The 13704-nt window shown below is 71.8% G+C and carries 15 protein-coding genes; 2 read left to right on the top strand and 13 right to left on the bottom strand.

The window, feature by feature from the left end; translation table 11 throughout:
- Nucleotides 1-6: 6 nt before the first annotated feature.
- The 10 genes from NOD94_RS02830 to NOD94_RS02785 form a co-directional block, all read right to left on the bottom strand.
- Entirely contained in the window at nucleotides 7-915 is a 909-nt protein-coding gene (locus NOD94_RS02830; RefSeq protein WP_281204080.1) for a glutamate ABC transporter substrate-binding protein, read from the bottom strand.
- Nucleotides 916-926: 11 nt separating this feature from the next.
- Nucleotides 927-1670 (bottom strand): amino acid ABC transporter ATP-binding protein, encoded by a 744-nt coding sequence (locus NOD94_RS02825; RefSeq protein WP_281204079.1) that lies wholly within the window; start codon nucleotides 1668-1670, stop codon nucleotides 927-929.
- A gap of 170 nt (nucleotides 1671-1840) precedes the next feature.
- Nucleotides 1841-2281 carry a DUF6278 family protein gene (locus tag NOD94_RS02820; RefSeq protein WP_281204078.1) on the bottom strand — a complete coding sequence of 147 codons (441 nt, stop codon included), beginning with the start codon at nucleotides 2279-2281 and terminating at the stop codon, nucleotides 1841-1843.
- An 82-nt stretch (nucleotides 2282-2363) separates the two neighbouring features.
- The gene (locus NOD94_RS02815) at nucleotides 2364-3143 is read right to left on the bottom strand and encodes an exodeoxyribonuclease III (protein WP_281204077.1); all 780 of its coding nucleotides are present in this window, start codon (nucleotides 3141-3143) and stop codon (nucleotides 2364-2366) included.
- Between the two features lie 30 nt (nucleotides 3144-3173).
- Entirely contained in the window at nucleotides 3174-3806 is a 633-nt protein-coding gene (locus tag NOD94_RS02810; protein WP_281204076.1) for an MBL fold metallo-hydrolase, read from the bottom strand.
- 84 nt (nucleotides 3807-3890) lie between these two features.
- Nucleotides 3891-4481 carry a hypothetical protein gene (locus NOD94_RS02805; RefSeq protein WP_281204075.1) on the bottom strand — a complete coding sequence of 197 codons (591 nt, stop codon included), beginning with the start codon at nucleotides 4479-4481 and terminating at the stop codon, nucleotides 3891-3893.
- Nucleotides 4478-5665, bottom strand: a complete 1188-nt coding sequence (locus NOD94_RS02800; protein WP_281204074.1) for an ROK family glucokinase — start codon at nucleotides 5663-5665, stop codon at nucleotides 4478-4480. Before NOD94_RS02800 ends, NOD94_RS02805 begins: the two co-directional genes overlap by 4 nt.
- Before the next feature lie 16 nt (nucleotides 5666-5681).
- Nucleotides 5682-6572 (bottom strand): ATP-binding cassette domain-containing protein, encoded by an 891-nt coding sequence (locus NOD94_RS02795; protein WP_281204073.1) that lies wholly within the window; start codon nucleotides 6570-6572, stop codon nucleotides 5682-5684.
- Nucleotides 6539-7576, bottom strand: a complete 1038-nt coding sequence (locus NOD94_RS02790; RefSeq protein WP_281204072.1) for an ABC transporter permease — start codon at nucleotides 7574-7576, stop codon at nucleotides 6539-6541. Before NOD94_RS02790 ends, NOD94_RS02795 begins: the two co-directional genes overlap by 34 nt.
- Entirely contained in the window at nucleotides 7573-8556 is a 984-nt protein-coding gene (locus NOD94_RS02785; protein WP_281204071.1) for a sugar ABC transporter substrate-binding protein, read from the bottom strand. Before NOD94_RS02785 ends, NOD94_RS02790 begins: the two co-directional genes overlap by 4 nt.
- Before the next feature lie 172 nt (nucleotides 8557-8728).
- Between NOD94_RS02785 and NOD94_RS02780 the strand changes: the two genes are divergently transcribed.
- Nucleotides 8729-9733, top strand: a complete 1005-nt coding sequence (locus NOD94_RS02780) for a Gfo/Idh/MocA family oxidoreductase (protein WP_281204070.1) — start codon at nucleotides 8729-8731, stop codon at nucleotides 9731-9733.
- Between the two features lie 34 nt (nucleotides 9734-9767).
- On the opposite strand, the gene NOD94_RS02775 is transcribed toward NOD94_RS02780, so the two are convergent.
- The 3 genes from NOD94_RS02775 to NOD94_RS02765 form a co-directional block, all read right to left on the bottom strand.
- On the bottom strand, nucleotides 9768-10952 hold the full coding sequence (locus NOD94_RS02775; protein WP_281204069.1) for a cytochrome P450: 1185 nt from the start codon (nucleotides 10950-10952) through the stop codon (nucleotides 9768-9770).
- 56 nt (nucleotides 10953-11008) lie between these two features.
- A complete protein-coding gene (locus NOD94_RS02770; protein WP_281204068.1) occupies nucleotides 11009-11923 on the bottom strand; it encodes a DMT family transporter in 915 nt (304 codons plus the stop codon).
- A gap of 229 nt (nucleotides 11924-12152) precedes the next feature.
- Nucleotides 12153-12770, bottom strand: a complete 618-nt coding sequence (locus tag NOD94_RS02765; protein ID WP_281204067.1) for a dihydrofolate reductase family protein — start codon at nucleotides 12768-12770, stop codon at nucleotides 12153-12155.
- A 195-nt stretch (nucleotides 12771-12965) separates the two neighbouring features.
- Between NOD94_RS02765 and NOD94_RS02760 the strand changes: the two genes are divergently transcribed.
- Nucleotides 12966-13703, top strand: a complete 738-nt coding sequence (locus NOD94_RS02760; protein ID WP_281204066.1) for an SDR family oxidoreductase — start codon at nucleotides 12966-12968, stop codon at nucleotides 13701-13703.
- Nucleotide 13704 lies beyond the last annotated feature (1 nt).

Raw genomic sequence — 13704 nt, 5'->3', positions numbered from 1 at the left:
CTCCCCTCAGCCCGCCGGGTAGCGGTCGATGGCGGGCGGTGTCGGGGCGGGCTCGCCGGACAGGCCGAGGGTGGCTTCGTAGGCCTTCTTCCAGTTGCCGTTCTTCTCGTTCTCCTCCAGGGCGTCGTCGAGGGCGAGGCGCAGGGCGTTGTCCGAGCGCGGTACGCCGATGCCGTAGGGCTCCTCGGAGAAGGGCTCGCCGACCACCTTGAGCTCGTCGGGGACCTTGGCCGCGTAGCCCAGCAGGATGGAGTCGTCGGTGGAGACGGCGTCGACCTGGTAGGTCAGCAGGTTGTCCACGCAGACGGAGTAGGTGTCGTAGGCGACGAGGACGGCCTTCGGGTATTCCTTCTGGAGCCGCTGGTAGGGGGTGGATCCGGCGGCCGAGCAGACCTTCTTGCCCGCCAGGTCCCCGGGGCCCTTGATGTCCTTCTCGTCCTTGCGGACCAGGAGGGACTGGCCGGCCATGAAGTAGGGCCCGGCGAAGCCGACCTGCTTCTTGCGGTTGTCGTTGATCGTGTAGGTGCCGACGTAGTAGTCGATCTGGCCGTTCTGCAGGGCGGTCTCGCGGTTGGCGGAGGCGATCGTCTTGTACTCGATCGTCTTGGGGTCGAAGCCGAGGGCCGCCGACATCATCTTGGCGATCTCGACGTCGAAGCCGGAGTACCGGCCGCTCGCGGGGTCCTTCTCCCCCATGTACGGCTGGTCCTCCTTGACGCCGACCACCAGGTGGCCGCGTTTCCTGGCCCGCTCCCAGGTCGGTGACTTCGGCAGCTGGAAGCCGGTGGCGACCTTGTAGACGGGCAGGTCCTCGGGCTGCGGGCCCTTGACCGGGGGGCTGCCGGGTTTGCCGCAGCCGGCCACGGCGAGGAGCAGGACGAGGAGGAGGGCGCCCAGTGCGCGGGTGTGTTTCATCGGGCGGCCCCTCAGTGCTTGAGGATCTTGGAGAGGAAGTCCCTGGCCCGGTCGCTCTCGGGGGCGGTGAAGAACGCCTCCGGGGTGCGGTCCTCGACGATCCGGCCGTCGGCCATGAAGACGACCCGGTTGGCCGCGGAGCGGGCGAAGCCCATCTCGTGGGTGACGACGACCATCGTCATGCCCTCGGAGGCGAGCTGCTGCATGACCTCCAGCACCTCGTTGATCATCTCCGGGTCGAGGGCCGAGGTGGGCTCGTCGAAGAGCAGCGCCTTCGGACTCATGGCCAGGGCTCGGGCGATGGCCACGCGCTGCTGCTGGCCTCCGGACAGTTGGGCGGGGTACTTGTCGGCCTGGTCGGCGAGGCCGACCCGGTCCAGCAGTTCCCGGGAGCGCTTGTCCGCCTCGTCCTTCTTGCGCTTCCTGACCTTGATCTGCGCGAGCGAGACGTTGGCGAGGACGGTCTTGTGGGCGAAGAGGTTGAAGGACTGGAAGACCATGCCGACCTCGGCCCGCAGCCCGGCCAGTTCCTTGCCCTCGTCGGGGAGCGGCCGGCCGTCGAGGGTGATCGTGCCCGACTCGATGGTCTCCAGCCGGTTGATCGTCCGGCAGAGGGTGGATTTACCGGAGCCGGAAGGGCCGATGATCACCACCACCTCCCCGCGGCCGACGGTGAGGTTGATGTCCTGGAGGACGTGCAACGTCCCGAAGTGCTTGTTGACGTCCCGCAGCTCGATCAACGGATCGACGGCCATACGCTGCCCTGCCCACTTGTCGGTGTGTCGAGGTCAGCGCAAACTATCCAGCCGCCGAAGGCGACTTCCCCCCGACACGCCTAAAAGGCACATAAAGCAGACCGGGTGCGTCGCGCCACGGACGGGGGCGACGGGTGACGGGCGGGGCGACGGGTCACGGGCGGCGGGGGTCAGGCCTCGGAGGCCTCGGCGTAGGCCTGGCCGAGTTCGGGCGACCCGGTCATCGCCCAGGAGACCCCCGACGCGATCACGTCCAGTTCCCGGCCCGACTCCAGCCGGATCAGCGGGCAGCCGTTCGGCCAGACCTGCCAGGCTGCTCCCGGGACCGTCCGGACGATCACCGTCCCGAGGTAGAAACCGGCGTCGTTGCCCAACCAGGGGACGGCTTCGGGATCCCGCCGCCAGCGCGGCATCAGTTGGTCGAGCGCCTCCAACGAGCCGGGGGTCTGGTCGAGTTCGAGACCGGCCGATCTCGCCTGGGCCCGCAGCATCTCGCACTCCGAGAACAGTTCGGCGATGCCCTCGGGATCGTCCGCGAGGGCGACGGCGAGTCCCGCACCCTGTTCCGTTTCGTGCCGGTTCAGCCAGTTGGCCAGGAAAGGGATGTGCATGCGGTCCAGCGTGGCACCAGGAACGGCCGCCGGCCACAGGGCGCGCCTGTCCGGCCGGGATCGCGGGATCCCGGCCGGGTGCTCAGACCTCCAGGTCGACGACGACCGGAGCGTGGTCGGAGGCGCCCTTGCCCTTGCGCTCCTCGCGGTCGACGTACGCGTCCTTGACGGCCTTGACGAAGGGCTCGTTCCCGTAGACGAGGTCGATGCGCATGCCCCGGTTCTTGGGGAAGGCGAGCATCCGGTAGTCCCAGAAGGTGTACGGCCGGTCGTACTTGAGCGCCCGCGGGAAGACGTCGGACAGGCCCGCCGCCCGCAGTGCCTCCAGGGCGGCGCGCTCCGCCGGGGTGACGTGCGTGAGGCCGGCGAAGACCGCCGGGTCGTAGACGTCCTCGTCGGTCGGCGCCACGTTGAAGTCGCCGAGCACGGCGAACGGGCGCGGTCCCGCCGCGTCTTGCGCGATGGCGGTGGTGAGGGCGCCGAACCAGTTCAGCTTGTAGCCGTAGTGGTCGTGCTCGACCTCGCGGCCGTTGGGCACGTAGACCGACCAGACGCGGACGCCGCCGCAGGTGGCGGAGATGGCGCGGGGCTCCTGCACGCCCTCGTAGTCCGGCCCGTCGGGCAGGCCCATCACCACGTCCTCCATGCCGACCTTGGAGAGCAGGGCGACGCCGTTCCACCGGCCGGTGGCGTTGACGACGGACTCGTAGCCCAGCTCGCGCAGCTCGGCGGCCGGGAACTGCTCCGCCGAGCACTTGGTCTCCTGGATGCAGAGCACGTCCGTGCCGGAGCTCTCCAGCCAGGCGAGCAGCCGCGGCAGCCGGGCGGTGATCGAGTTGACGTTGTACGTGGCGATGCGCATGCGTCCCAACCTACCGCCCCGCACCGACAGTCACAGGTCGGTGTGGTCCCCGGCGGTGAGTCGGCCGTGGGGGGCGCCGGACAGGGCGTTCAGGGCCGTGTCGTAGATGGGCCGGGCGATGTCGGAGAGGTAGGCGTCGTGGATGTCGATGGTCCGGGCCGGCTTGACCTCGCGGACGTAGTCGATCACCTCGGCCACCTTGTTCCAGGGGGCGTGCACCGGGATCATCAGCGTCTCGACGGGCACCCCGGGCACCGTCAGGGCGTCCCCGGGGTGGAAGAGCGAGCCGTCCACGAGGAAGCCGACGTTGGTGACGCGCGGGATGTCGGGGTGGATCACCGCGTGCAGTTCGCCGTGCGCCCGGACCTCGAACCCGGCGGCGTCGAAGGCGTCGCCGTGGCCCACGGTGTGCACGCGGCCCGGGTAGGCGGGGGCGAGCCGCTGCGCGACGGCGCGCAGCGTCCACAGCCGGGCGGCGGGGTTGGCGTCGAGCGCGGCCCGCAGCCGGCCCTCCTCGAAGTGGTCGGGGTGCTCGTGCGTGACCAGGAGGGCGTCCGCCCCGAGGCCCGCGTCGGGTTCGCTGAAGGCGCCCGGGTCGATGACGAGCGTGCGCCCGTCCTTCTCCAACTGGACGCAGGAGTGCAGCCGCTTGGTGAGCTTCATGATCCCAGGCTAGGGCCTGTCGTCAAACTCCCGTCGTCGCCCGGAGGGCGGCCTCACGGCGCAGGGCCTGGGCCCGCGCCGGCCCTACGGAACGGTGGTGGAGACCACGTAGACCCTGGGGTTGGCCGGGTTGGTGAGGTCGACCGTGACGTCCCGGGTGGGGCGCGGGTCCCGCGCGTCCAGGGTGACCCCGTACCACCGGTGCTTGGGGCTCCAGCTCCAGCCGGCGACGCCGGCGTCGTGCTGGGAGATCGACACTCCGGGAGTGAGCGCCTCCCGGCCGGTGCCGATGTCCGCCAGGAAGGTGTCGAACTGGGCGGGCGTGACCCCGAACTGGACGTAGAGCCGGCTGGTGCGCCAGTTGTTGGTCTCCAGGTAGCCGACCCGTGAGGCCAGCAGCGGGATGGGCACCTCGTAGATGCTGCGCTGAACCTTGGACGGCCAGGCCTCGCGCACCTTGACCGCGCCGACCTTGGCGGCCTTGTCGCGGCCGCTCTGCCGGCTCTGCTGGGCGGAGACGGCGAGGTAGCCCGCCGGGACCCCGACGAGCAGCAGGATGATGATCGCGGTGATCCAGCGACGTCGGACGACGTGTCTGCGGTTCTCGGCGGTGGGCGGGGGCGTGCCGCCGGCCCCGGGGGACGGGGCCTGGCGGGGCAGGGAGGGCGGGGTCACGGCTGTCCTGTGTCCTTGGCGTCCGGGGCGTCGGTGGAGCCGGTGGCGGCGCGCCGGCCGAGCTGCGCGTAGCGCTCGTAGCGTTCGTGGCGCTCGACGCGGCGGCGGGTGGCACGCCGGAATCGGCGGGCGACGAGCCGGGCGAGGTCGGCGGCGCCGACCATGCCGGCCTCGGGGCCGAGCTGGGCCTTGGCGATGCGGGCCTCGGGGCGGTAGCCGCGACCGGTGAGGTGGCGGCGGAAGGCGTCCCGGGCGGGGCCGATGAGCAGGTCGTCGGCGGCGCTGACGCCGCCGCCGATGACGAAGCAGGAGGGGTCGAGGGCGGCGGCGAGGTTGGCGATGCCGACGCCGAGCCACTGGCCGATGTCCTGGAGGAGCTCGACGCACATGGCGTCGCCCTCGCGGGCCAGCTCGGTGATGAGCGGGCCGGTGATCTCGGCGACGTTGCCGCCGACGCGGGCGATGATGTTGTAGGCGACCGGGGAGTCGGCGGCGGCCAGCTCGCGGGCCTCGCGGACCAGCGCGTTGCCGGAGCTGTACTGCTCCCAGCAGCCGCGGTTGCCGCAGGGGCAGCGGTGCCCTCCGGGCACGACCTGCATGTGGCCGAACTCGCCGGCGACCCCGTAGCGGCCCCGTTTGACCTGGCCGCCTTCGAGGATCGCGCCGCCGATGCCGGTCCCCAGCGTGATCATGACGAGGTGGTCCTCGCCGCGGCCGGCGCCGAAGCGCCATTCGGCCCAGGCGGCGGTGTTGGCATCGTTGTCCACCATGACCGGGACCGCGAGCCGCGACTGGAGGGCGTCGCGCAGCGGCTCGTCGCGCCAGGCCAGGTGGGGGGCGAACAGGACGCGGGAGCGATCGGCGTCGACCCACCCGGCCGCGCCGATGCCCACCGCGTGGACGTCGTGCCGGTCGGACAGGTCCAGCACCAGCTCGACGATGGTGTCCTCGACGACCTTGGCGCTCTTGGACTTGTCGGGGGTCTCGGCGCGGATCTTCTCCAGGATGACCCCGTCGGCGTCCACGACACCGGCCATCACCTTGGTGCCGCCGATGTCGATGCCGACGGTCGGGACGCGCGGGGCGGTCAGCAGCGACCTGCGCTCACGGGTCCCGACGGTCCGCAGGACGGTGCCCCGCGCCGCCCCCCGGTGGGCGAGCGTGAAGTCCCGGTACGTGCTCATCGAGTCGTGTCGTCCCTCAGTGTGCGGTGGTGCCCGGTGCGGCGCCGGGTGCGGCGTCCGGTCCTGATTCTGCCACCCGCTCCAGCTCGTGGCTCAGCTCGTCCAGCTCGGAGCCGCCCGCCATCTGGCGGGTGAGCTCGTCCAGGGTGATCGATTCCCGGGTGTGGCTGCCGGCCATCGTGCCGCGCTTGAGGAGCACGAAACGGTCCCCCACCAGGTACGCGTGGTGCGGGTTGTGGGTGATGAGGACCACGCCGAGGCCCGCGTCGCGGGCGGCGGCGACGTACTTGAGGACGACGCCGGACTGCTTCACTCCGAGGGCGGCGGTCGGCTCGTCCAGGACGAGGACCTTCGCGCCGAAGTACACGGCCCGGGCGATGGCCACGCACTGGCGCTCGCCGCCGGACAGGGTGCCGATGGGCTGGTCCACGTCGCGCAGGTCGATGCCCATGCGCAGCAGCTCGGCGCGGGTGGTGCGGCGCATGAGGTCCACGTCGAGGCGGCGCAGCGGGCCGCGGCCCTTCGTCGGCTCGGAGCCGAGGAAGAAGTTCCGCCAGACGGGCATGAGCGGGACGACCGCGAGGTCCTGGTAGACGGTGGCGATGCCGCGGTCGAGGGCCGCGCGGGGGTTGGCGAGGGCGGTTTCCTCGCCCTCGATCTCGAAGGTGCCGGCGTCGTGCCGGTGCAGCCCCGCGATGATCTTGATGAGGGTGGACTTGCCGGCGCCGTTGTCGCCGAGCACGCATGTGATCTCGCCGGCCGAGACCTCCAGGGAGACGCCCTGGAGGGCGCGGATGTTGCCGTAGTACTTGCTGACGTCGGTCAGCCGCACCAGGGCCGTACCGGTCTGCGCGCCGGGCGCGGGTTCCGTGCTCACTTGCTCGCCTCCGCCCGCTTGCGCACCCATGCGTTCAGCAGGGTGGCCAGCAGCAGCATCCCGCCGAGGAAGAACTTGAACCAGTCCGGGTTCCACTGGGCGTAGACGATGCCGTTGCTGGTCATGCCGAAGATGAAGGCGCCGACGGCCGAGCCGATGGCGGAGCCGTAGCCGCCGGTCATCAGACAGCCGCCGATGACGGCCGCGATGATGTACAGGAACTCGTTGCCGACGCCCTCGCCCGACTGCACGACGTCGAAGGAGAACAGGATGTGCTGCCCGGAGATCCAGGCGCACAGCGCGACGCCCATGTAGAGGCCGATGCGGGTCTTGACCACGGGCACGCCGGTCGCGCGGGCCGCGTCGGCCCCGCCGCCCACGGCGAAGATCCAGTTGCCGGCGCGGGTGCGCAGCAGGATCCAGGTGGCGACGGCGACGAGGACCAGCCACCACAGGATGGTGACCTTGAGCGTGACGGAGCCGATGTTCCACTGGGACGCGAAGAGCGCCCGGGCGGAGGAGAAGCCCTCCATGTCGGCGATGCTCTTGGTGGAGACGGAGCCGCTGATCAGCTTGGTGAAGCCGAGGTTCAGTCCGGTCAGCATCAGGAAGGTGCCGAGCGTGATGATGAAGCTCGGCAGCTTCGTGCGGGTCAGCATGAACCCGTTGAAGAAACCGATCGCCAGGGTGACCAGCAGCGACACCAGCACGCCGACCCACACGTTCGCCGTCATCTGGTAACTGAACATCGAGCTGAACAGGGCCGACGTGGTGACCATGACGCCCGCGGAGAGGTCGAACTCCCCGCCGATCATGAGCATCGCGACCGGCACCGCCATGATCCCGATGGTGGAGGCCGAGTAGAGGATCGTGCTCAGGCTGGAGGCCCGCAGGAAACTGTCGGCCGCGAAGGAGAAGAAGACGAAGACGGCGACCGCTCCGACGACCGCGCCCAGCTCGGGGCGGGCGAGGAGGCGGCGCAGCGGGGAGGCCGGTGCGAGGCGCTCGTCGGCGGTGGGGGCTGCGGCGCTCACCGGGTACCCCGCTTGATGTACTTCTCCAGCTCGGCGGCCTCGGCCCCCGTGACGATCTGCGGCCCGGTGAGCACCGGGCGGCCGCCGCCGAGGACGTCCGCGTTGTAGCGGTAGAGCCACAGCAGGTCCACGGCCTGGTAGCCCTGGAGGTAGGGCTGCTGGTCCACGGCGAAGCCGAGTGCGCCGGACTTCAGGTCCCGGGCGACGGATTCGTTGAGGTCGAAGGTGTCCACCTCGGCCTTGCTGCCCGCCGCGTCCTTCGCCTTGACGGCGGTCGGGGCGAACGGGGCGCCGAGCGTGACGAGCGCGTCGACGGACGGGTCGGCCTGGAGCTTCGCCTGGATGGCCGCCTGCACGGACGGCATGTTGGTGCCCTCGACGTAGAGGTTCTCCATGGTCCCGCCGGAGAAGGTCTTCTTCGCTCCGGCGCAGCGCTGCTCGTGGCCGACGTTGCCCTGCTCGTGCAGGATGCAGACGGCCTTCTTCCTTCCGCGCTTGGTGAGCTCGGCGCCGACCGCCTCGCCCGCGATCTCCTCGTCCTGTCCGATGTGGGTGAGGGCCCCGTAGGCGGCGGACTGGGCGGATCCGGAGTTGACCGTGATCACCGGGATGCCGGCCTTGACCGCCTTGCCGATGACGTCCTTGAGGGCGTCGGGCTTGGCGAGGCTGACGATGATCCCGTCGACCTTCTGGTCGATGGCGTTCTGCACGAACTGGGCCTGCTGCTGCGCCTGGTCGTCGTGGGAGTAGACGAAGTTGATGTTGTCCTTCGCCGAGGCCTCCTTGGCGCCCTTCTGCACGATGTCCCAGAAGGTGTCCCCGTCGCCCGCGTGGGTGACCATCGCGAAGGTCCAGCGCGGTGTGGACACGGCCGGTCGGCCCGCCTCGGCGGCCTTGGCCCGTTCCTCGGCCCGCTTTCCGCCGGTACTGCTGCAGCCCGCGAGGGAGGCTCCCAGTACCACCGCGAGCACGGCGCCCACGACGCGTACCCCTGTCCGAACCCTAGCCACGTCGCCGCGCCCTTCCCTCGTCCGCCATCAATCGGTCATTCCGGTTCCAGCCGCCCAGTATCCGCCACAGTGGACCATGAAGGGCCATCGGGGCATGCTCGGGCAGATTGACAGGTCCCCCGTACGGGGTCAGGTTGAGTGCATGCGCATCGGGCTCATCGGAACCGGCCGCATCGGTTCGTTCCACGCGGCCACACTGGCCCGCCACCCGGACGCCGGCTCGCTGCTGCTCGCCGACGCCGACCCCGGTCGGGCCGCACGCCTCGCGGACCGGCTGGGGGCCACGGCCGCGCCGAGCGTCGACCAGGTCTTCACCTGGGGGGTGGACGCCCTGGTCGTGGCCTGTTCGACGGAGGGGCACGCCGAGCTGGTGCTGCGGGCGGTGCGCGCCGGGCTGCCGGTGTTCTGCGAGAAGCCGATGGCCCCGGACCTGGCCCGCAGCCTCGCCGTGCTGCGGGAGGTGACGGCCGCCGGCGGGGTGCTCCAGCTGGGCTTCATGCGGCGTTTCGACGCGGGCCTGCGCGCCGCGCGGGACCTGGTGCGCTCGGGCGCGCTGGGCCGGCTGCACACCGTACGGACGATGACGTCCGACCCGGCTCCGCCGACGGCCGGGTACCTGGCGACCTCGGGGGGCCTGTACCGGGACTGCCTGGTGCACGACTTCGACATGGTCCGCTGGGTGACCGGGCACGAGGTCGTCGAGGTGTACTCGGCCGCTTCGGACGCGGGGCCGCCGCGGTTCCGCGAGAGCGGCGACGTCGACACCGCCGCGGCCCTCCTGAGCCTGGACGACGGGACGCTCGTCACCAGCTCCGGGACCCGGTGCAACGGCGCCGGGTACGACGTCCGGATGGAGCTGGCCGGGGAACGGGACCAGGTTTCCGCCGGGCTGGACGACCGTACGCCGATCGCCTCCACCGAACCGCAGGGCCCGCCCGCGGCGAGCAAGCCCTGGGGCGGGTTCCTGGAGCGCTTCGGCCCGGCGTACGAGGCCGAGCTGGCGGCCTTCGTCCGGCTGGTCCGCGGCGAGGGCCCCAACCCGTGCGACGGTCGGGAGGCGCTCGCCGCCTTCCGGGTCGCGGAGGCGTGCGAGCTGTCCCGGCGGGAGCGCCGGCCGGTGCGACCGGCGGAGCTCCCCGATCTGTGAGTGGGCCCGGCGACGGGCGTTCACGGCCCGGCTCCTACCAGCGCACCGGGTACTGCTTGACGCCCCGGACCAGGGCGCCGCTGATCCATTCTCGCTGTCCGGGCACCTCGGCGAGGTCCGGGAAGCGCTCCAGCAGGGCGCGCAGGGCGATGCGGCCCTCCATGCGGGCGAGCGGGGCGCCCAGGCAGAAGTGGATGCCGTGGCCGAAGGCCATGTGGCCCGGGCCCCGGCGGCGGATGTCGAAGACGTCGGGCTCCGCGAAGCGGGACGGGTCGCGGTCGGCGCCGGCCAGGGAGATCAGGACCGCCGAGCCCTCCTCGATGAAGGTGCCGCCGATCTCCAGGTCCTCGCGGGCGAAGCGGAAGGTGGAGGTCTCCACCGGGCCGTCGTAGCGCAGGATCTCCTCGACCGCCCCGTCGATCAGCCCGTCGAAGTCGGCGCGCAGCGCGGCGAGCTGCTCGGGGTGCGCGAGCAGCGCCCGTACGCCGTTGGTGATGAGGTGGCTGGTGGTCTCGAAGCCGCCGATCATCAGCAGGAAGGCCATGGCGACGAGTTCCCGCGGGGTGAGGCGGTCGCCGTCGTCGTCGCGGCTCAGGGTCCAGGCGCTGAGCAGGTCCTCGCCGGGGTCGGCGCGCTTGGCGTCGGTGAGTTCGGTGAGGTAGGCGGTCATCTCCCGCAGGGCGGTGTCCTCGGCCTCCTGGCCGGTGGGCGAGACGATCTCGACGGACCAGGCACCGAAGGGCTCGCGTTCGGCGTCGGGCACCCCGAGGAGCTCGCAGATGACCGTCATCGGCAGGGGGTGCGCGAACGAGGTGACCAGGTCCGCGCCGCGGGCGGGGTCCGACTCCATCGCGTCGAGCAGGTCGTCCGTGATCTGCTGGACGCGGGGGCGCAGGTCCTCGACGCGGCGCGAGGTGAAGGGGCGCGAGACCAGCCGGCGCAGCCGTGTGTGGTGGGGCGGGTCGGCGCGGTGCATGTTGTCGCTCGCGTCGGTGGTCTCGCGGTCGGCGAAGCTGCGGCCGGAGGTCAGCCAGTTCTTCGAGATGGCGGGGTGGACGAGGGCCTGCCGCGCCGCCTCGTCCCCGACGATGAGACAGATTTCCGTGCCGTCCGTCGCCTTGACCCGGTGTACGGGTCCCTCTTCCCGCATCCGCGCGTAGTGCGGGTACGGGTCTTCGTTGAAGTCTTCGGCGATCGAACTGATGTCGAGAACGGGCATGACGGCCACAGTAGGCCCGACGATCAAGCGGGTAGGAGCTACTTTCGGACAATCGTTCAGCCTGCGGCGCGACGGCCCCACGCGGTACCGGCCAGTACGAGGACGACCCCGGTCAGCCCGACGGCGCCGATGTGCTCCCCGCCGATGGCGATGCCCGCCGCGGCCGCCCAGAGGGGTTCGGTGCCGAGCAGCAGGCTGACCCGGGACGGCGAGGTGCGGCGTACGGCCCACATCTGCACGAAGAAGGCGAAGAGGGTGCAGAAGACGGAGAGGAAGGCGAGTCCGGCCCACTGCGCGACGCCGAAGTCGGCCGCGGCCGCCCACGGGGAGGCGCCCGTACCGGGCAGCGCCGCGAGCACGGCGAACACCAGGACGGCGCTGCCGAGCTGGACGGTGGTCAGGGACAGCGAGTCGGCGTCCTGGACGGCCTTGATCCGGGCCATCAGCAGCACGTGGAGGGTGCGGGCGAGGGCGGCGCCGAGGATGAGCAGGTCGCCGAGGCCGGGGGCGGTGAACCCGGCGCCCTGGGTGAGCAGCACGACCCCCGCGACGGACACGGCGGCGGCGCCGAGGAAGGCGGGCGAGGGCGCGGTCCGGCGGACGGCCGACTCGGCGAGGGGCGTGAGGATCATCGTCAGGCTGATGATCAACCCGGCGTTGGTGGCGGAGGTGTGCACCACCCCGTACGTCTCCAGCAGGAAGATCCCGCCGAGTACGAGGCCCAGCGCCCCCGCGCCGCGCAGTTGGGGGGCGCTCAGGGCGCGCAGCCGCGACCAGCCGGCGATGACGAGGACGGGCAGCACGAGCGCGAAGCGCAGCACGAGCACCGCGATGACGGTGTGGGTGGTGGTGATGCCCTTGGCCGCGAGGTAGCTGCCGCCCCAGACGACGGCGACGAGCAGCACGGGGAGGTCGGCGAGCCAGGCCCGGCGGGGGGCGAGGGCGGACGAGGGGGCGGCGAGGGTGGTCACCGGGGCGTCTCCATCGGCGGGAAGGGGTGGAGACTTCGGCGGCTCGCACGGGTGCGGGCCCACGGTAGCCGAGTCGATCTTCCGGGTCGACCGGGTTTCGGGCGCCGCGGGCCGGCACGGCACCTACCCCGATGGGCACGGCGCGCACGTCACCTCCGTCGGGGAGCGCGCCCCCCGGCCGGGCGCCCTCTCCGACGGGCGCGCCCCCCGGCCGCCGCCCCGGGTCCCGCTACTCGCCGACCGTGCCGAACGCCGCGCGGCCCGTGGGGCGGTAGGTGTGGATGGCCGTACCGCTCGTGGTGGTGCGGGCCGCCGTCAGCTCGAAGGCGGTCGGCAGGCCGCCCGTGGAGAACAGTCGACGGCCCCCGCCGAGGAAGACCGGGAAGGTCAGCAGGTTCAGTTCCTCGACGAGGTCCCGGGCGAGCAGCCACTGCGCCAGTTGTCCGCTGCCGTGCACCTGGAGCTCGCCGTCCATCGCGTCCTTGGCCCGGACCACCTCCGCCTGGAGGTGCTCGCCGTCCACGACGGTGGTGCCCGCCCAGGCGGGCTCCTTGAGGGTCGTGGAGGCCACGAACTTCGGCAGGGCGTTCAGCGGGCCCGCGATCGGGTCGGTGGGGTCGGTCTGCTTCGGCCAGTACCCGGCGAAGATCTCGTACGTCCGGCGCCCGAGGAGGAACGCCCCGGCGCGGTCGAACACCTCGGTCATGAACTCCCCCATGCCCTCGTCGGCGTAGGGGGCCAGCCAGCCGCCGTACTCGAACCCGCCGGTGGTGTCCTCCTGCGGCCCTCCGGGGGCCTGCATCACGCCGTCGAGGGTGAGGAAGGTGGTGAGGGTCAGCTTGCCCATGGCTCCGCGCTCCTTGGATCGGTCCGTTCCGGGTACCCCGTACACCGCTTCAGACTCCCCGCCCGCCCCGAACTCATCGGTGCGGCGCGCGTGAACGCCGCGTCCGATTCCCGCCGGCGCCCGACCTGCGCCTCCCATTTCATTGAACACGCAACGATTTACGGGGCCGAACAGCCCCCAACGGGAGGAACCACGATGAACAGTGTCAACTCGGTGGCCCTGGTGACCGGCGGCAGCCGCGGCATCGGGGCGGCCACCGCCCTGCGCCTGGCGCGGGACGGCATGGACGTCGCGATCACCTACACCCGGGACGCGGAGGCGGCCGCCGGGGTCGTCGGCAAGATCGAGGCGCTGGGCCGCCGGGCCCTGTCCGTACGGTCCGACGCGGGCAGCCCCGACGGCCCCGGGACGGCCGTCGAGGAGACGGTGCGCGCGTTCGGTCGCCTCGACGTGGTCGTCAACAACGCGGGCGTCGGCGTCCTCGGCCCGGTGGAGTCCCTCGCCCCGGCGGACGTGGACCGGGTCCTCGACATCAACGTACGGGGCGTCTTCCTGACCTCCCGGGCCGCGGTCGGGCGGATGGCGCGCGGCGGACGGATCATCACCATCGGCAGCTGCATGACCCAGCGGGTGCCGGGGCCGGGCGGCACCCTCTATGCGATGAGCAAGGCCTCGTTGACGGGCCTGACCAAGGCGCTGGCCCGGGAACTCGGCGAACGCGGCATCACCGCGAACCTCGTGCACCCCGGCCCGGTGGACACCGACATGAACCCGGCCGACGGACCGCACGCCGGGCCCCAGGCGGCGACGACGGCCCTCGGCCGGTTCGGCGCGCCGGACGAGGTCGCCTCGATGGTGTCCTTCCTGGCCGGGCCGGATGCCGCGTACGTCACGGGCGGCGAGTTCTCCGTGGACGGCGGGTACGCCGCGTAGC

Source organism: Streptomyces sp. Isolate_45 (genome assembly GCF_024721315.2).
Classification (GTDB): Bacteria; Actinomycetota; Actinomycetes; order Streptomycetales; family Streptomycetaceae; genus Streptomyces.
This window is presented reverse-complemented; position numbering and strand designations above follow the sequence as displayed.

Bases quoted from the DNA above. Each gene is read 5' to 3' on its own strand.
- NOD94_RS02830 (WP_281204080.1), bottom strand. From the start codon at position 915: ATGAAACACACCCGCGCACTGGGCGCCCTCCTCCTCGTCCTGCTCCTC.
- NOD94_RS02825 (WP_281204079.1), bottom strand. From the start codon at position 1,670: ATGGCCGTCGATCCGTTGATCGAGCTGCGGGACGTCAACAAGCACTTC.
- NOD94_RS02820 (WP_281204078.1), bottom strand. From the start codon at position 2,281: ATGCACATCCCTTTCCTGGCCAACTGGCTGAACCGGCACGAAACGGAA.
- NOD94_RS02815 (WP_281204077.1), bottom strand. From the start codon at position 3,143: ATGCGCATCGCCACGTACAACGTCAACTCGATCACCGCCCGGCTGCCG.
- NOD94_RS02810 (WP_281204076.1), bottom strand. From the start codon at position 3,806: ATGAAGCTCACCAAGCGGCTGCACTCCTGCGTCCAGTTGGAGAAGGAC.
- NOD94_RS02800 (WP_281204074.1), bottom strand. From the start codon at position 5,665: ATGAGCACGTACCGGGACTTCACGCTCGCCCACCGGGGGGCGGCGCGG.
- NOD94_RS02795 (WP_281204073.1), bottom strand. From the start codon at position 6,572: ATGGGTGCGCAAGCGGGCGGAGGCGAGCAAGTGAGCACGGAACCCGCG.
- NOD94_RS02780 (WP_281204070.1), top strand. From the start codon at position 8,729: ATGCGCATCGGGCTCATCGGAACCGGCCGCATCGGTTCGTTCCACGCG.
- NOD94_RS02775 (WP_281204069.1), bottom strand. From the start codon at position 10,952: ATGCCCGTTCTCGACATCAGTTCGATCGCCGAAGACTTCAACGAAGAC.
- NOD94_RS02765 (WP_281204067.1), bottom strand. From the start codon at position 12,770: ATGGGCAAGCTGACCCTCACCACCTTCCTCACCCTCGACGGCGTGATG.
- NOD94_RS02760 (WP_281204066.1), top strand. From the start codon at position 12,966: ATGAACAGTGTCAACTCGGTGGCCCTGGTGACCGGCGGCAGCCGCGGC.